Origin of the sequence: Thalassolituus sp. UBA2009, from assembly GCF_002335285.1 — a bacterium.
Classification (GTDB): Bacteria; Pseudomonadota; Gammaproteobacteria; order Pseudomonadales; family Oceanobacteraceae; genus Venatoribacter; species Venatoribacter alkanivorans.
The window spans coordinates 1-16,381 of sequence record NZ_DDCJ01000055.1 but is presented as its reverse complement, the minus strand read 5'-3'; the positions used below and the strand labels follow the sequence as shown (position 1 = coordinate 16,381).

The following is a 16,381-nucleotide window of genomic DNA, read 5'->3' as shown; positions in this document are numbered from 1 at the left end:
TCTGTGAGCACATCGGAAAAACTGTCATTGGAACAAGTTGCGGAAATTCTTGAACTCAAACCCGTCACGGTAAAACGCTATGCCCGCGAGGGTCTGCTTGACGGCGAAGAGACCCAGGGCACCTGGGTATTCGAAGCCGAAAAAGTAATGAAATTTAAAGAACTGCAAAGCAAGCTGCGCTGATCCCGGCAGCAACTTAAGCAAACAAATCCGCTGTATTTCCTGCAGCGGAATTGCCTCCGGCCCCCTCTCCCGGCCAATCAACCATAGTACCCTGCCAGAACTTAACCAGATAACGTGCGAACTCCGGACAATCATGATTCCCGGCGGTATGCACAAAGAAATATGGCGACCGGCCTTCGCGCAGCCATTGCTGAATTTTAGTTTGCCACTGTTGCAGATACAGCAGATTCTGCTGCCAGTCTGAATGGCCGATAAAACGGACAACGGGATTCTGTGCCGTTGCCAGAGGATGCACCGGCAGGCGCGGCTTTTTACTTTGCGCATGAATAACCGCGTCTGTTATCGAGCCATCCCGGAACAAACCACGGCTGTCAAAGACAACCCGATTAACCGCCAGCCGCTTTAACTCCTGCAACAACGTCACTTCATGCTGATCTTTGAGGAAAAATCCCGGATGGCGACACTCAACCGCCAGCGGCAGCTTTACCAGCCGTTGTAGTATTTCCAGCGCGGAAAATAGCTCTGCACTGCGCTGAGGTGTAAAACTGGCCGGCAATTGCAGTAACAGCACACCAATACGCTCACGCAGCGGAGTAATAAAATCCGCCAGCAACGGACCTTCTTTTAGCAGCTGGCGGGGAATATCGTCTGCGTGACTGATACTTTTCGGCACTTTAAAACAAAAGCGGAAATGTTCAGGAACCTGCCGCGCCCAGCGCTCTGCCCGATCAGCAGATGGCAGCCCATAAAAGGTGGTATTGCCTTCCACTGAGCTGAATACCTGCGAATAACTGCTCAGCGCGTCTGCGGCACCACAATGGGTATTCAGCAGCCTTCCTTTCCAGTCCGGCATAAACCACATAGGCAGGCCCAGATACAATTGCGCAGAATTGCGTGCATCTGTCAGCGGGAATGGATGTGCAAGCGGGTTATCATTTGTCATAATCGGGCATCATTGTAACAGAATTACATTCGCCCACATTCGCCCACATTCGCCCACAATCAGGAAGCAGAATGACTGACAATCGCGTAGAAGATCTCAATATTGAGTCGATTGTTCCGCTGATCACCCCGGAACAACTTAAAACCGACATGCCCAGCAGCGAAGCCGCTGTTGCCAGCGTACAGCAAGGCCGCCAGGTCGTGCGCGATATTCTGGACCGTAAAGACCACCGCATTTTTATCGTCGTTGGTCCCTGCTCCATCCATGACGTAGAAGCCGCCAAAGAATATGCAGCACGCCTGCGCGATCTGGCCGAAGAAGTCAGCGACACCCTGTATCTGGTAATGCGCGTTTACTTTGAAAAGCCGCGTACCACCGTCGGCTGGAAGGGTCTGATCAACGATCCGTACATGAACGATACGTTCAAGATTCAGGACGGTTTGCACATTGCCCGCCGCCTGCTGATTGATCTCGCCGAGTTCGGCCTGCCACTGTCTACCGAAGCTCTGGACCCGATTTCTCCGCAATATCTGCAGGATCTGATCACTTGGTCAGCCATCGGTGCGCGCACCACCGAATCCCAGACTCACCGTGAAATGGCCTCTGGCCTGTCTTCTGCTGTTGGCTTTAAAAACGGCACTGACGGCAGCCTGACCGTTGCAACCAATGCCCTGATGTCGGTTGCCAACCCGCACCGCTTCCTGGGTATTGATCAGGGCGGTAAAGTATCCATCGTATCGACCAAGGGTAACCCGTACGGTCACGTGGTTTTACGTGGTGGCGGCGGCAAGCCGAACTACGACTCAGTGAATATTTCCCTGGCCGAACAGGCGCTGGCGAAATCCGATCTGGCGCAGAACATCATGGTTGACTGCAGCCATGAAAACTCCAATAAAAACCCGGCGTTACAGCCTCTGGTTATGGATAATGTCACCAACCAGATTCTGGAAGGCAACAAATCCATTATCGGCCTGATGGTGGAATCCAATCTGAAACATGGCCGCCAGAACATCCCGGCCAATCTCGACGATCTGGAATACGGTTTGTCAGTTACCGATGGCTGCATCAGCTGGGACGAAACAGCGGAAGCCATCCGCAGCATGCGCAATAAACTGAAAGACGTACTGCCAAAGCGTAACGCCTGATCAACATCCGGCGCGCATAAAAAAACCCGCTGATGCGGGTTTTTTTATGCTGACCAGGCGGAGAACATTACTTATCCCAATCGTCTCCCCAGTCTTCTTCATCATCGAAATCGTCAAAGTCATCTTCGAACTCATCCTGCACAACGCCATCGTTAATCAGATATTCGCGACGCTGCAGATAAAAGCTGCGGATAAAGGTATAACGATCGCCGGAGATCAGCCCCTCAGAGGCAATTAAGTCGGCACGCAGGTCAACCCCACGCACGGTATAAAGCCCAATCTCCTGTGCGTAGTTGTTGCCAATTCCGGTGTAGCCCAGATCACTCTGGTAGTCGATCAACAGGCCAGTACCATCACGCAAAGTGCTGGGCCCAAGGAACGGCAACATCAGATAAGGTCCGCTGCCCACACCCCAGTAGCCAAGCGTCTGACCAAAATCTTCGTCATGCTTTGGCAGGCCAATATGCGTAGCCACATCAAACACGCCAAAGAACCCAACAGTGCTGTTAATAAGAAAACGGGCTGTATCTGATAACGCCTGCCCCATTTTCAGCTGGCCAATATCATTAACGATAACCAGCACATCACCAAGGTTGGAGAAAAAATGCGTCACCGACTGATCGACAGGCTCGGGGGTTATGTACTGATACCCCTGTGCCAGAGGCTTGGCGATGTATTTATCCAGATTTTCATTAAACGCAAATACAGAGCGATTAAACCCTTCCCAGGGGTCTGGATCTGTCGTCTCTGCTGCCCAGCTTAATGAAGAAGCAAGGCATAAGGGGAGCAACCATGGTGCGCGCATCATGAATTCTCTACTGTAAATTTCGCATCATTAAAACAGCTCAGAACCGATAAAAACAGACCCACGCGCACCACGAACGCAACACGTACGGAACACTCTATTGCGCCCGGTAACGTTGCTCAATCCAGTAGTCCAGACTGAACCAGCGACCAGCCCCCTGAAAAAACAAAACCAGCAGCATCAGCAGATAGGTGACGCCCCATTCAATACCGTTATTGGACACCACAAAGCTGTAACGTCCATCCGCCGTCAGCCAGGCATAGTTGCCATATTCCTGCAATATTTCACGTGCCCGTTCAAGACGGGTTAATGCCTCTGCTGTCGCCGCCGTAGCTCCCGGAGAATTCAGGTCCGCAACCGCCTGCCAGCCATGATCCCAGTGCACGGTAAAAATGGCGACCAGCATGGTAATCATAAGGGGCACAGCAATGTAACGGGTGCCAAGCCCCAGCAGCAGCAAAACCGCACCGCCCACTTCAGCAGCCGTCGCCAGAAATGCCATCAGCCAGGGGAAAGGTAACCCCAATCCCCAATCGCTGTTACCAAACCATTCGACCACATTATCGAAGCCGGCCACTTTATTCATACCGGCTACCCAAAAAACAGCAGCCAGGTACAGGCGCAAAGCAAGAGGAGCCAAAAAATCGAAAGCACGGGTTGAATTTAACCGGTCGTGCTGGGCATCAAGAAAACTGACTAACGACATAACATATTCCTCAGATTAATTCGCTTCAGTTACGGCCTGAACACCGGTAATTAATCCCTGCCCGGCCCATTGCTGCAGAATAGCCATACCACCGGCAACTGCAGCTTCGCTGACACTCATTCCGGCCTGCTGCAGTAACGTGCAGACAGCGTCATAGCCACTGAGCGTTTGTTCTTTCAGCAGAGCCAGTAATTGCAGAGTAAAAGGGTTGGTTTCAATAAAGCGGACCTGATCATCCGGTGCACGATAAACGATCAGCGCCGTTGCTTTCGCTTCAGGGAATTTATTCTGTAACGATATTTCGTGTACCGGATACTGATAAAGAAAACCTTCAGCCACCGCCACTAAGGGAATGCCGGCTGCCAGATTCTGTTCAGTCAACTCACTCTTCAGTCCGGTAGTATCAGCAGCAACAGCGATATCAAGCGCAAGCTCCAGCCACTCATAATGGGCCAGCTCATAAAAATACTCAGGATCATCAGCGTCAGGCTGATAATGCGTTTCGAGATAAGTCAGGAATTCACGCGGAATTTCCAGAAAATAAGGACTCTGGGCGCGGTAACTGGCAAAAAAATCACGCGCTAAGGCCTGCCAGCGAGATTCGCCCAGCACTTCGGCACAGACCGGAAAGGTTGTGTCCAGAAAGCCTTTAACGTTATTAAAAAACAGTTCGCGATAAACTGACAGGCGGCGCTCATCGATACTCCCGGGCGCAGCTACCACCTCCGGATTGCGCAGATGAGCGGCAAATTCCCGCTGCAGTTTAAGGTGTTCATTATGCTCAGCGACTGACACGAACACCTCCGCTGATCAGAGAACCATTTTTTACAGTGCGCTCAGCCTCGTCCTGATACTGGCGGATAATATCAAGCTCAGCCACTAATTCAGCCACCTCCGGGAAGTTAAAATCCCGTTCCAGCAGCGTAGGCAGCACACCATGACACTGATAAGCATGCTGCAACAATTGCCAGACATCGGCTTTAACCGCATTACCATGGGTATCGACCAACAGGTCATCGGCCTCATCGTAATGACCGGCAATATGCAGATAGCGGATACGTTCTGATGGCATGGCGCGGATATAAGCCAACGCATCCTGACCATGGTTAATACTGTTCACATAGACATTATTAACATCCAGCAGCAGGTCGCAGTCGGCCTTTTCCAGTACTGCGCAGACAAAATCCTGCTCCGACATTTCTTTACCGGGTTCGGCATAGGTTGACACATTTTCGATAATCAGACGCTGCCCGAGAATATCCTGCACCCGCATAATGCGCTCAGCGACATAATTAACGGCAGTTTCGGTCATTGGAATAGGCATCAGATCATATAAATGACCATCATCACTGCAATAGCTCAGGTGCTCGCTGTAGGCCTTAATGCCATGTTCCTGCATAAAGCTTCTGACCGAGCGGACCAGTGCTTCATCGAGTGGTGCCGGGCCACCCAGAGATAAAGACAGACCATGACAAAGAAAATCATACCGTTCAGTAAACTGGCGTAACTGTTTGCCAAAACGGCCACCAATTCCGATCCAGTTTTCCGGCGCAATTTCCATAAAATCAATCGCCGAATCCGGCACGTCTGCCAGCGGGCCCATCAAAGCCCGCCGCAAACCCAACCCGGCTCCGGAAACGAAGTGGGAGGATGTTTTCATCGTTATTTATCTGCGCCGCATTTGCCTTCAGCTTTCGCTTTGCTGGCACCGCACTTGCCTTCGCCGCACTTGCCTTCAGCATTTGCTTTGGACTTTTCAGCACCACATTTGCCTTCGCCGCATTTGCCTTCAGATTTGGTTTTTTCGGCGCCGCACTTGCCTTCAGATTTTGTTTTTTCGGCGCCGCATTTACCTTCACCGCACTTGCCTTCATGGTTTGCAGCCAGCTTATAACCAGACTGTAACTCGGCGGATGCAAATGGGTTTTCAGCAGCAGAGGCTGCCGGCGCCTGAGCCAGCGCGGCAATAAAGGCGGTACCCAGTACAGCAGCAACGGGTTTCATTGTTTTCTTAGCCATGATGTAGTCCTGTTCATTGGTTATTAAGAGTCTGGCCCCGCGTCCGTAGAGCGGAGGCTGACACATTAGTGCCCGGAAAAGGTAATTAATTCAACCCTTTTGCAGTGCACCTAACCTTAGTCGCAGGGTATACCCGCTTCTTACAGAACAGACGAAAAAAAAATCAGATATCACGGATTTCCAGCCAACGCTTCTGCAGCCGTTTCATCGATACCGGCTCACGGGTACCCAGCGGCTGAGCAAACAACGACACCCGCCACTCCTCCAGCAGCCAGCCAAATTCCTGCAATTGCGGATGGTCATCGATGTCAACACGCGCCAGTAATTCCAGATAAGGGGTTGCCAGCGCCTCATACTCAATCATCGACTGCCGGTCACGCGGCAGATTGCCCTGCAGCTTATCGATGCGGTATTCCATTGCACGTAAATAACGGCTGTAGCATTGCAGCTGAACCCAGGGGGTGCGGCTCATAAAACCGGAAGCCAGAAGCCGCTGCAGATGAGCTTTTACATCACTGTAGGCCATTGCACGATCAAGACTGACTGCACCACCAATACGTTTCAGGATGGTATGGCGCAGCTGCAGCCACTCAATATATTGCGCCAGTAACCGTTCACCGTGGGCGATCAGCTCAGAGCGACGCTCCAGACGGGCTTTATATTCAGCCTCAGTGTAAGGCAGCGCCTCATCCAGAGGCACAAACACCTGAATAAACGCAGCCTCAAGCAGGTCATTGGCAATATCAGCCTGACTGCCCAGACCTTTTGCCAGCAACCAGCGGCTGGCCATGGTTTTCTGAATATGGGCTTTCAGCATCCGCTCCTGTTCAGGCAGAGCGTTGCGGATCAGGCGGCTGACGCCGGTGCGGTGTGCGCGGCGGGCGTCGTTAATATTGGCCTCAACCGTCAGTTCCAGCTGCTGGCCCTGCAAACGTAAACACGGAAAAGCGCGTACCGGTAAACCATTCACCTGTGTTTGGATAGTCTCCGGTAAATCGGCAAAATCCCACTGACTGATATCGCTGCGCTGATAATCCTGATGCGCCAGCGTCAGTACCTGCTGCTGACTGGCATCACTCAGCTGCGCTTTTAACGCTGCCAGATCGCGCCCCTGCGCCAGCAGCTTACCATCGGACATCACCCGGATATTCATGCGCAGATGCGGCGGTAACTCAACCTCCAGCAGCTGTGATAATTCCAGCGGCGGACGCTGGGTTTTATTAAGAAAATTCAGTAACTGAATATACAGACCACCCTGAGAGGCATCCGCCTGACGCAGAAATACTTCTACCGTATTCGGTACAGGTACAAAGTTTTTGCGCACGGCCTTGGGTAAACCTTTAATCAGCTGAGCGGCTTTTTCACCGATAAAGCCGGGCACCAGCCACTCCACCTGGGCATCCGGAACCTGTTGCAGCATAGCCACCGGCACACTCAGGCTGACGCCATCATTATCGGTTCCTGGTGCAAAGGTATAGCTGAGCGGAAAAGCCATGCCCTGCCATTCCAGCTCGCCGGGAAAATCCCTGGCACCAATGCCTGCGGCATCCGTGCTGAGTAACTGATCGCGGGTAAATTCGAGTGCTTTTTTCTCCGCCGCGGAGGCTTTTTCATACCAGCGCTCAAGGTGTCTGACCGACGGAATTTCCAGTGGTAAATGCCGGCGATAAAACTCGGCCTGCCAGGCATCGTCAATGACCAGATCACGGCGGCGGGATTTCTCTTCGTACTCAGTGACTTCTTTCAGCAGCGCAATATTTTTCCGGTAAAACGGCAGCTTGCTGCGCAACTGCTGCTCTACCAGGCCTTCCTGAATAAAGACTTCCCGGGCCTCCTGCGGATGCGTTAACGCATAATTAACCCGTTTGCGCGGATTAACGATCAATCCGTATAACGTACTTTGTTCAAAAGCGGTTACCTGCCCACGCTGGGCATTCCAGTGTGGTTCAAAATACTGATATTTCAGCAGCGGCTTGCCGACCTGCTCTATCCACTGCGGGTCTATGCGCGCCACCGTACGCGCATACAGCTTACTGGTTTCAACCAGTTCAGCGGTCATCATCCATTTCGGTTTTTTCTTGTATTGCCCCGACGCCGGAAAAATAAACAATTTACGGTTACGGGCGCCCAGATATTCCTGCCCTTCCGATTTAAAACCAATCTGGCTGAGCATACCGGCCAGCAAGGCTTTATGTACGGCTTCGTAACTAGCCGGTTCAGCGTTTTCTTTTAATTCCAGTTCTTTGCACAATACATGCAGCTGGCGATGGGTATCACGCCATTCACGCATGCGCATAAAAGACAGAAAATGTTTGCTGCACCATTTACGCAACTGCGCCTGCGAGGTTTCCTGACGCTGTTCTTCGTAGGCAAACCATAAATTCACCAGACTGAGAAAATCGGATTCTTCGTGCTGCCAGAGGCGGTGTTTTTCATCCGCAGCCTGTTGTTTTTCCGGCGGGCGCTCACGCGGGTCCTGCACGGTTAAAGCCGCTGCAATGATCAATACTTCGCGCAATGATTGCTGCTGCTTTGCTTCGAGCAACATCCGGCCAATGCGCGGATCGACCGGCAGGCGCGCCATCTGCCGGCCCAGCGTTGTCATATTCCCGTCTGCATCAACCGCTTCAAGTTCCTGCAGCAGATTAAAACCGTCTTTAATAAAGCGCTCGTCGGGGGCGTCAATAAAGGGGAAATCCTGCAGCCGGCCGAGTTTCAGATGCAGCATCTGCAAAATAACCGCGGCCAGATTCGTGCGCTGAATTTCCGGATCGGTAAATTCTGAGCGCGCAAGAAAATCGGCTGCTTCGTACAGACGGATACAGATACCTGGCGAAGTACGGCCACAACGACCAGCACGCTGATTGGCACTGGCCTGAGAAATAGCCTCAACCGGCAGCCGCTGTACTTTACTGCGGTAACTGTAGCGGCTGATGCGCGCCACGCCGGAATCAATCACATAACGGATGCCCGGCACCGTCAGCGAGGTTTCGGCCACGTTAGTGGCCAGCACCACCCGCCGGCCACCGTGAGGCTTAAAGATTTTCTGCTGATCGGCACCGCTTAAACGCGCATAGAGCGGCAGGATTTCGGTGGCCGGTAATTGTGCGCGGCGTAAAAATTCGGCGCACTCGCGGATTTCACGTTCGCCCGGCATAAAAATCAGTACATCACCATGCTGACCGGATTTTTTATCTTCTTCGCGCAGTTCTGCCAGTGCTTCAGCCACACCCTCAAACAAAGTGCGGTCATCCGCGTCCTCTTCATCACGTAATAAAGAACGGTATCGGACTTCAACCGGAAAAGTACGACCGGATACTTCAATCACCGGAGCGGCTTTACCACTGGCATCGGCAAAATGCTGAGCGAAACGGTCAACATCGATGGTGGCCGAGGTAATAATAATTTTCAGATCCGGGCGTTGCGGCAGCAGCTGCTTTAAATAGCCCAGCAAAAAATCAATATTCAGACTACGCTCATGCGCTTCGTCGATAATGATGGCGTCGTATTCATTAAGAAAACGGTCATGCTGGGTTTGCGCCAGCAAAATACCATCGGTCATCAGCTTTACCCGGCTGGCATCGACGCTCTGGTCGGTAAAGCGCACCTGATAACCGACCTGCTGACCAAGCTCGCAACCCAGTTCTTCAGCAATTCGCTGCGCAACCGCACGCGCAGCCAGACGCCGTGGCTGAGTGTGGGCAATCCGCCCCTGACGGCCAAAACCGGCTTCCAGGCAAATTTTAGGTAATTGCGTGGTTTTACCGGAACCGGTTTCACCGGCAACCACCACTACCTGATGGTCGCGCAGTGCCGCGAGAATTTCATCTCGCTTGCCGCTGACCGGCAGTTCTTCCGGATAGGCAATACGTAAAGGCTGAGCGCGCAACGCTACCGTCTGCTGGCTGCGCTGAATACGCTGCAGCAGTTTTTCCAGCTGCGCCTGAGTGGCAGCATCATCCGGCGAGCGCTTCTTTAACTGCTGCACACTGCGGCGCATGCCGTGCTGATCTTTCAGCAAACATTGGTCAATGGCTTTATGCAGGGCTGCCCAGTCGGCAGTAAAAGCGTCAGCGCTCACGGGAATCTCCATTATTGTTAACATGTGGATTCGGCCGAAAATCCGCCGGCTCCACCAATAAAAACGCCCCGTATCCGAAAATACAGGGCGTTTTTATTACGACCTAGACAACTCAGTTGTGCTTGGCCAGCTCCGCATCACGCAGTTCGCGACGCAGGATTTTGCCGACGTTGGTCTTCGGCAGCTCGTCACGGAACTCAATGTGACGCGGTACTTTATAAGCGGTCAGACGCTCGCGGCACCAGTCTTTTACTTCAGCCGCGGTCAGGTTTTCGTTTTTGGAAACGATAAACACTTTAACCGCTTCAGAGCTCTTAGGATCCGGAATACCGATTGCAGCGGCTTCAACGATGTCCGGGTGAGATACCAGTACATCTTCCACTTCGTTCGGGTAAACGTTGAAACCAGAGACAATGATCATGTCTTTTTTACGGTCAACGATTTTCATGTAACCGTCATCCGTGATCACCGCCATATCGCCGGTTTTCAGCCAGCCATCTTCGGTGATGGTTTCGGCGGTCGCTTCCGGACGCTGCCAGTAACCTTTCATTACCTGCGGGCCTTTAACGCAGAGTTCACCCGGCTCACCCAGAGGTAATTCATTACCTTCTTCATCGATCACTTTACAGTTAGTACCAGCAACCGGCATACCGATGGTGCCCAGCTTGATATGACCTGGCGGGTTGAAAGAAACAACCGGAGAAGTTTCAGTCATACCAAAACCTTCAGCAATTTCACAACCGGTAACTTTCTGCCACTGGTCTGCCGCGTCTTTGGTCAGCGCCATACCACCGGAGATGGTCAGTTTCAGTTTGCTGAAGTTCAGGGCACGGAAAGCTTCCTGACCGCAAAGCGCAACGAACAGTGTATTCAGACCCACAAAACCACTGAACTCAGCACCCTGCAGGGTTTTGATAAAGCCCGGAATATCACGTGGATTAGGAATCAGAATCGAGTGGTTACCGGTTTCCAGCAGCACCATGCAATGCACAGTAAAGGCGTAGATATGGTACAGCGGCAGCGGCGCGATAACGGTTTCTTTGCCTTCTTCCAGCACCATAGTGAACAAACCATGACACTGCATCATGTTCGACATCAGGTTGCGGTGAGTCAGCATTGCACCTTTGGCAACGCCGGTGGTACCGCCGGTGTACTGCAGCACCGCCACATCATTGCGGTCCATTTTAACTTCGGTGAAGGTTTTTCCTGCTCCGGTTTTCAGCGCACTGCGCAGGGCAACAGCGCCCGGAATGTTAAAGGCCGGAACTTCTTTTTTAACGTGCTTGAGAACGGTATTAATCAGTACACGTTTGATTGTGCCGTGCATATCACCAACGTTGGTGACGATAACGTGCTTGATACCGGTATTTGGCAGAACCTTTTCAGCTTTGTCGGCCATGTTAGCCAGCACAACCAGCGCTTTGGCACCGGAGTCGTTAAACTGGTGTTCCATCTCGCGTTCGGTATACAGCGGGTTGGTATTAACCACCACCATACCAGCACGCATAGCACCGAACACAACAATCGGATATTGCAGAATATTCGGCAGCTGCACCGCGATGCGGTCACCGGCCTGCAGGCTGGTCTCGTTCTGCAGGTAGGCTGCGAAGGCGGCGCTCTGCTTATTCAGTTCAGCATAGGTCAGGGTTTGTCCCAGACAGGTAAAAGCCGGGCGATCAGCAAAACGTTCTACGAAACCATTAAAGATTTCGACTAATGATTCGTGCTTATCCGGGTCTATCGAACTCGGATAGCCCTCCGGATAACGCTCCTGGAAAAATTGCTCGTTCATACCGCCTCCTGATAACCCTGAATTATCGTTATATGCAGGGTTTTGTGAAATTTTGAATTGACCGGATTCCGGCTCCCCAGTAGAAATACCGGCCAAAAAAGCAGCCGGAGTTTACCTGTTTTCTCACATCGCGGCAAAAGTCGCCTCCCAGCTATTTACAATTTGACACATAACGGAGATGGTAACAGCGCCGCCTGACACGGCCGGCTAACTCTCGTCAGCACAGCGATCAAATAATGAACAAAATAACTATCTCTGCCGCCGATCATTCCACCTTCGAAGCGCGCTTATGGTCTCTGACCTCTCCCATTGCCACCATCCACCTGATGCATGGCATGGCCGAACATTGTGACCGCTATATCCCTCTGGCCGAATACCTGCACCAGGCGGGTTATCAGGTTGTTACCCATAACCACCGTGGCCATGGCGAACGTCGTCCGCGCGGCCACTATGCCGACGCAGATGCTGCGGGCATGGGCGGCTGGGAACTGTTGATGGACGATATCCTGCGGGTGCAGCAAGCCGTCTGCGGCTCAGAGCCACGCATCCTGTTTGGCCACTCCATGGGATCGTTTATTGCGCAGGGATTCACCATCCGTCATGGCGACCTGTTGTCCGGCCTGATTCTCTCCGGCTCCAATCATCAGTCGTCCGCTCTGTTTCATCTGGGGCGCAGCGTCGCCAGCCTGCTGAAACTGCGTCAGGGACAGCAACACCTGTCTGGCGTAATGGATGCCCTCTCCTTTGGCGCATTCAATAAAGCTTTCCGTCCTAACCGTACCGATTTTGACTGGCTGAGCCGTGACAACGAACAGGTTGACCGTTATCTGGCCGATGCCGCCTGCGGGCATCTGTGTAGCCTGCAATTATGGACTGACTTATTTGGCGGTCTGATTGAAATCGGCAAAGCCGATAATCTGCGCAAAATCCCGGCTCATTTACCTATCTATCTTTTTGGCGGTGATCGCGACCCTGTTGGTCAGATGGGTAAAGGTGTTCCGGCATTAAAAGCCTTTCTGGAAAAGACAGGTCATGACAATGTCAGCCTGCAAATGTACCCTGAAGGCCGGCATGAAATGCTGAACGAAACCAATGCTGATGAGGTTTTTCAGAACATTCTGAAGTGGCTCAAGGCGTTGCCGCTGTAACTGGCGGCAAGAATAACTCACCTTTATCCTAATTAACCCGGGAACTGTATGGAAACAATTACCAATCGTCCGTTTGATGAAATTGCTGTCGGAGACAGCTGTCAGCGCAAGCACACCATTACTGCGCAGGATCTTATTCTGTTTGCCGCGGCCTCAGGTGATCACAACCCTGTGCACCTGGATGCCGAATATGCTGCCACCACAATGTTTAAAGGGCAGATTGCCCACGGTATGTTTACCGGAGCATTAATTTCAGCAGCACTGGCGATGGATTTGCCTGGCCCGGGAACCATTTATCTCGGTCAGAATTTATCCTTCCGCAAACCGGTGATGATTGGCGATGAATTAACGGTGGAATTAACCGTCAGCAGCAAACACGACAGCAAACCGGTTGTAACCCTTGACTGTAAAGTCAGCAATCAGAACGGCAAAGTAGTGGCCAGCGGTGAAGCCAGCGTGATGGCACCGACCGAAAAAATGACCATCAAAGCTCCCAAGCTGCCGGAAATCCGTATCGGCGGTTGAGGGTGTACGGTCGTCAATCCGGAACGATACGAACCGGAAAGAATAAAAAAGGCCGCAAATGCGGCCTTTTTTATTGGTTGCCCTCTGCCATTAAGGCATAAAGCGGATCGGAAATTCGACCACCGTCACATCAATACCCGGACGGTTTTCGAACTGCATCTGACGACACTTCATTTCCAGTCGCTTATGCAGACCGGCATCGTTCAGCTCGCTTTTAAATACCGAGCAGGACGATACAGAGCCATTGGGCTGCACATCCATCTTCAGCGTTACAGAACCTGCCAGTGCCGGATTTTTGCGCAGGGCGCCACGATACAGGCGGTCAAACTGTACTTTGTACTGTTCAAACACCAGGCGCAGCTCTTCCTGCGAACGGGTCGTAGCAGCCGCAGCCGCTTCTTCCTGTTCTGCCGTCATTTCCACCGCCGTCACCTGACGATCACTCAGATTTTCACCGACCGTCGCATTGGTTAAGGATGCAACATCAACACCACCGGATGTCCGTGTTGCGGCGTTACGATCAACCACAGTCCCGACACTGGTCGCTTTATTGCCGGCATTACTCAGCCCCTTACTGGAGGTGTTTAATGCAGCAATCGGCACCTGATTGCGGATACTGTTAAGCGCTGACAAGGCATCGTTGCCAAAATTCTTTTTGGCCGTTTCTTTGGCTTGCTCACGCTTTTCCTTCGTCGCCTCTACCTTCGGCTTGGGCTTAGGTTTCGGCTCAGGCTTCGGTTTTGGTGGTTCTGGTTTCGGCTCAGGCTTAGGCTCCGGTTTTGGTTCGGGCTTAGGCTCCGGCTTCTTTTCTTCCACTTTGGGTGGCACCGGTTTTGGCTTGGGTTTTTCAAGCTTTTTACGCTCGATCACCTTGGCCAGCTGCGGCGGTAATTTCTCCAGATCCTTACGGTCTTTTTCCGGCAAATCAACAGACGGAATAACCACACCCAGCACCATGACGACTGCCAGCAAAACAATCAGAATAGGCAGAAAGCGCTGACGGTCACCGTTGTCGGTCCAGGGCAGTTGTGGTGCGCGATAATAAACGGTCATCAGGCACCTCCCGCAGCGGGTGGTTTCTGATTAACAGCCAGCGAAATATTATTGAATTCCGCCTTCGCACAGGTATTCATCACCTTTTTCAGCAGCGCATAGGGAATGTCCTTGTCACCCATAATGGTGACCGGCCGACCCTGTGCTTTCAGCTCATCCGGCAGCGGTGAACGCGATGCCAGATAATCCAGTTCTTTTTTCAGCTCGGCAATTTCTTCACCGCTGATTTTACTGGCCGCAGCAGTACTGATGACCGCACGTCCCTGAACCAGAATATCGTCTTTGCTCACCAGAACCGTGATGTTCTCATTCGGTTTGTTATCCGCCAGCGAGGCCGGTAACTGAATGGCATCACTGCTCTGCACTTCCACTTCCGACTGGTTCACCATCAGGAAGAAAACCAGAATGGTGAAAATATCCATCAGAGCTGTCAGATTCAGGCCGCTCTTATTGGCATTACGCTTATGATTGCGCTGCATACGCTTCGCACGACGTGACATTTTCATGGTGTCACCTCCGCGCCCGGCGCATCGCCCAGAGAAATCTCCGGAAATAACGTCGCATCAACCAGTGAAGCAGCAATAACCGCCGGGTAAATGCGTACGCTGTCCATCACGGTAATCAGCGTCTGGTAATCGACATCGGCTTCCGACAACAGGCTGATGTCTTTTTTATCTTCAAAGCCGGGATTCTTTTTAATATCCACGAGCGCAGAAGACAGACCACTGTAATCGTAATCTCCGTCTTTTTTCGGCAGTGTCGCAAGCGATTCAGATTTTTCCTGATAGGTTCGGGTAATTTCAAGCCCCTGCTTACGGACAATCACTTCGAGCGAAACATCCTCAGGATTCACAGCCCCCGGCTGATCTCCCAATGGCAACTTAAGATCGAGTACCGCCAGCTGTGAGAACACCATGTTCATCAACAGCACTGGTACCAGTACGATCATCAGATTCATAAAGGATGTAACGTTGAGCTCCGCCTCTTCTTGTATTCGTCTTTGGCGTCTCATCAGAAATTACATCTCAGTTGCTGTTTGCTGGAGTTTGACCTGGCTTACGCTCGGTGATGATGTTGAGGAACTTAACCCCGGCCATCTCAATGCTGTCGACAATTTCGTTGGTTTTGGATTGCAGGTAGCTGTGCAGCAGAATTAACGGAATCGCCGCCATCAGACCGAATGCCGTGGTGTTCATCGCGACAGAAATACTCTGCGACAACAGCGCGGCTTTTTCTGCAGGCGCTGCATTGGCAACCGCGGTAAAGGCTGCGATCAGACCCATAATGGTACCCAGCAGTCCCATCAGCGTTGCAATATTGGCCAGGGTGGCTACGTATTGGGTGCGTTTTTCCAGCTGTGGAATGGCTTCCATCAGGCCTTCTTCCAGCGCATATTCAATTTCTTCACGACGCTGACTGCCTGGAATGCGGGCAATAGCAGCAGAGAAAATATCACCGATTTTGGTTTCTGAACTGGTGGCATAACTCAGCGCAGCGCGCAGGTCACGTTTTTGCAGCATAGGCAGCAGTTCTTCAAAGGCGCGGCGGTTGCTGGATTTTTCTTTCATCAGCACCAGCAGACGCTCAAAAGCAATGGCCAGACCAATCGCCATAATGATGGCAATCGGGTACATAAAAGTACCGCCTTCCTGAAAAAAACGTACGATGGTATCCATAGTTACTTCCCCTGGTTTGTAGTTTTGTAGCTTCTTAGTTGTTATTGGCCGGTCTTATGCCGCAGCCTTCCGGGTCTTTCCCATTACTGACGATTTAACCATTAAACCGCTCAGCAAAAAACGTTGTTTATTGCATAAACCAAAAAGTACTACTGCACTGCTGAGCCCCCGCTAAGCTGGCGCAGACGTTCCTGATCCGGCTCCTTTGGTGCATAGCGTTCTGCGTAACGCATTTCGCGGCGGAAACTGTCGCGGTCAATGCTCTGCAGCCACTGTTCACGATAGCTGTTAATCGGCTGATATAA

The 16,381-nt window shown here is 52.0% G+C and carries 16 protein-coding genes; 4 read left to right on the top strand and 12 right to left on the bottom strand.

The window, feature by feature from the left end; genetic code table 11:
* The first annotated feature begins 3 nt into the window (after positions 1 to 3).
* A complete protein-coding gene (locus tag B3P58_RS05795; protein ID WP_186435878.1) occupies positions 4 to 183 on the top strand; it encodes a helix-turn-helix domain-containing protein in 180 nt (59 codons plus the stop codon).
* 13 nt (positions 184 to 196) lie between these two features.
* Here B3P58_RS05795 and B3P58_RS05790 read toward each other — a convergent pair whose 3' ends face one another.
* Entirely contained in the window at positions 197 to 1,126 is a 930-nt protein-coding gene (locus B3P58_RS05790; protein WP_286716472.1) for a DUF72 domain-containing protein, read from the bottom strand.
* A 71-nt stretch (positions 1,127 to 1,197) separates the two neighbouring features.
* Here B3P58_RS05790 and B3P58_RS05785 point away from each other — a divergent pair, with 71 nt between their 5' ends.
* The gene (locus B3P58_RS05785; protein WP_145468809.1) at positions 1,198 to 2,271 is read left to right on the top strand and encodes a 3-deoxy-7-phosphoheptulonate synthase; all 1,074 of its coding nucleotides are present in this window, start codon (positions 1,198 to 1,200) and stop codon (positions 2,269 to 2,271) included.
* A 67-nt stretch (positions 2,272 to 2,338) separates the two neighbouring features.
* Here the strand turns inward: B3P58_RS05785 and B3P58_RS05780 are convergent, their stop codons facing one another.
* The 7 genes from B3P58_RS05780 to B3P58_RS05750 form a co-directional block, all read right to left on the bottom strand.
* The gene (locus tag B3P58_RS05780; RefSeq protein ID WP_225692767.1) at positions 2,339 to 3,079 is read right to left on the bottom strand and encodes an MlaA family lipoprotein; all 741 of its coding nucleotides are present in this window, start codon (positions 3,077 to 3,079) and stop codon (positions 2,339 to 2,341) included.
* 94 nt (positions 3,080 to 3,173) lie between these two features.
* Positions 3,174 to 3,782: a DoxX family protein gene (locus tag B3P58_RS05775; RefSeq protein ID WP_145468811.1), complete on the bottom strand. Its 609-nt coding sequence runs from the start codon at positions 3,780 to 3,782 to the stop codon at positions 3,174 to 3,176.
* 15 nt (positions 3,783 to 3,797) lie between these two features.
* On the bottom strand, positions 3,798 to 4,577 hold the full coding sequence (locus B3P58_RS05770; RefSeq protein ID WP_286716471.1) for a DNA-binding domain-containing protein: 780 nt from the start codon (positions 4,575 to 4,577) through the stop codon (positions 3,798 to 3,800).
* Positions 4,564 to 5,385: a DUF692 domain-containing protein gene (locus B3P58_RS05765; protein ID WP_286716483.1), complete on the bottom strand. Its 822-nt coding sequence runs from the start codon at positions 5,383 to 5,385 to the stop codon at positions 4,564 to 4,566. The genes B3P58_RS05770 and B3P58_RS05765 overlap by 14 nt, the downstream gene beginning before the upstream one ends.
* Positions 5,348 to 5,776 (bottom strand): hypothetical protein, encoded by a 429-nt coding sequence (locus B3P58_RS05760; protein WP_349676569.1) that lies wholly within the window; start codon positions 5,774 to 5,776, stop codon positions 5,348 to 5,350. Before B3P58_RS05760 ends, B3P58_RS05765 begins: the two co-directional genes overlap by 38 nt.
* A 188-nt stretch (positions 5,777 to 5,964) precedes the next feature.
* Entirely contained in the window at positions 5,965 to 9,882 is a 3,918-nt protein-coding gene (gene hrpA / locus B3P58_RS05755; RefSeq protein ID WP_286716469.1) for an ATP-dependent RNA helicase HrpA, read from the bottom strand.
* Between the two features lie 112 nt (positions 9,883 to 9,994).
* A complete protein-coding gene (locus B3P58_RS05750; protein ID WP_145468816.1) occupies positions 9,995 to 11,674 on the bottom strand; it encodes an AMP-binding protein in 1,680 nt (559 codons plus the stop codon).
* Between the two features lie 236 nt (positions 11,675 to 11,910).
* On the opposite strand from B3P58_RS05750, the gene B3P58_RS05745 reads away from it, so the two are divergent.
* Together B3P58_RS05745 and B3P58_RS05740 are read left to right on the top strand one after the other, a co-directional pair.
* Entirely contained in the window at positions 11,911 to 12,822 is a 912-nt protein-coding gene (locus B3P58_RS05745) for an alpha/beta fold hydrolase (protein ID WP_286716468.1), read from the top strand.
* Positions 12,823 to 12,870: 48 nt separating this feature from the next.
* Complete coding sequence (locus tag B3P58_RS05740) at positions 12,871 to 13,347, top strand: MaoC/PaaZ C-terminal domain-containing protein (RefSeq protein ID WP_286716467.1); 477 nt, start codon at positions 12,871 to 12,873, stop codon at positions 13,345 to 13,347.
* Between the two features lie 90 nt (positions 13,348 to 13,437).
* Here the strand turns inward: B3P58_RS05740 and B3P58_RS05735 are convergent, their stop codons facing one another.
* The 4 genes from B3P58_RS05735 to B3P58_RS05720 are packed head-to-tail and all read right to left on the bottom strand — an operon-like array spanning position 13,438 to position 16,076.
* Entirely contained in the window at positions 13,438 to 14,400 is a 963-nt protein-coding gene (locus B3P58_RS05735) for an AgmX/PglI C-terminal domain-containing protein (protein WP_230332065.1), read from the bottom strand.
* The gene (locus tag B3P58_RS05730; RefSeq protein WP_186435881.1) at positions 14,400 to 14,906 is read right to left on the bottom strand and encodes an ExbD/TolR family protein; all 507 of its coding nucleotides are present in this window, start codon (positions 14,904 to 14,906) and stop codon (positions 14,400 to 14,402) included. The genes B3P58_RS05735 and B3P58_RS05730 overlap by 1 nt, the downstream gene beginning before the upstream one ends.
* A complete protein-coding gene (locus B3P58_RS05725; protein ID WP_286716466.1) occupies positions 14,903 to 15,412 on the bottom strand; it encodes a biopolymer transporter ExbD in 510 nt (169 codons plus the stop codon). The genes B3P58_RS05730 and B3P58_RS05725 overlap by 4 nt, the downstream gene beginning before the upstream one ends.
* A gap of 13 nt (positions 15,413 to 15,425) precedes the next feature.
* Complete coding sequence (locus B3P58_RS05720; protein WP_145468822.1) at positions 15,426 to 16,076, bottom strand: MotA/TolQ/ExbB proton channel family protein; 651 nt, start codon at positions 16,074 to 16,076, stop codon at positions 15,426 to 15,428.
* Positions 16,077 to 16,381: the final 305 nt, after the last annotated feature.

Bases quoted from the DNA above. Each gene is read 5' to 3' on its own strand.
- B3P58_RS05750 (WP_145468816.1), bottom strand. From the start codon at position 11,674: ATGAACGAGCAATTTTTCCAGGAGCGTTATCCGGAGGGCTATCCGAGT.
- B3P58_RS05790 (WP_286716472.1), bottom strand. From the start codon at position 1,126: ATGACAAATGATAACCCGCTTGCACATCCATTCCCGCTGACAGATGCA.
- B3P58_RS05765 (WP_286716483.1), bottom strand. From the start codon at position 5,385: ATGGGCCCGCTGGCAGACGTGCCGGATTCGGCGATTGATTTTATGGAA.
- B3P58_RS05735 (WP_230332065.1), bottom strand. From the start codon at position 14,400: ATGACCGTTTATTATCGCGCACCACAACTGCCCTGGACCGACAACGGT.
- B3P58_RS05745 (WP_286716468.1), top strand. From the start codon at position 11,911: ATGAACAAAATAACTATCTCTGCCGCCGATCATTCCACCTTCGAAGCG.
- B3P58_RS05740 (WP_286716467.1), top strand. From the start codon at position 12,871: ATGGAAACAATTACCAATCGTCCGTTTGATGAAATTGCTGTCGGAGAC.
- B3P58_RS05725 (WP_286716466.1), bottom strand. From the start codon at position 15,412: ATGAGACGCCAAAGACGAATACAAGAAGAGGCGGAGCTCAACGTTACA.
- B3P58_RS05785 (WP_145468809.1), top strand. From the start codon at position 1,198: ATGACTGACAATCGCGTAGAAGATCTCAATATTGAGTCGATTGTTCCG.
- B3P58_RS05730 (WP_186435881.1), bottom strand. From the start codon at position 14,906: ATGAAAATGTCACGTCGTGCGAAGCGTATGCAGCGCAATCATAAGCGT.
- B3P58_RS05720 (WP_145468822.1), bottom strand. From the start codon at position 16,076: ATGGATACCATCGTACGTTTTTTTCAGGAAGGCGGTACTTTTATGTAC.
- B3P58_RS05780 (WP_225692767.1), bottom strand. From the start codon at position 3,079: ATGATGCGCGCACCATGGTTGCTCCCCTTATGCCTTGCTTCTTCATTA.
- B3P58_RS05775 (WP_145468811.1), bottom strand. From the start codon at position 3,782: ATGTCGTTAGTCAGTTTTCTTGATGCCCAGCACGACCGGTTAAATTCA.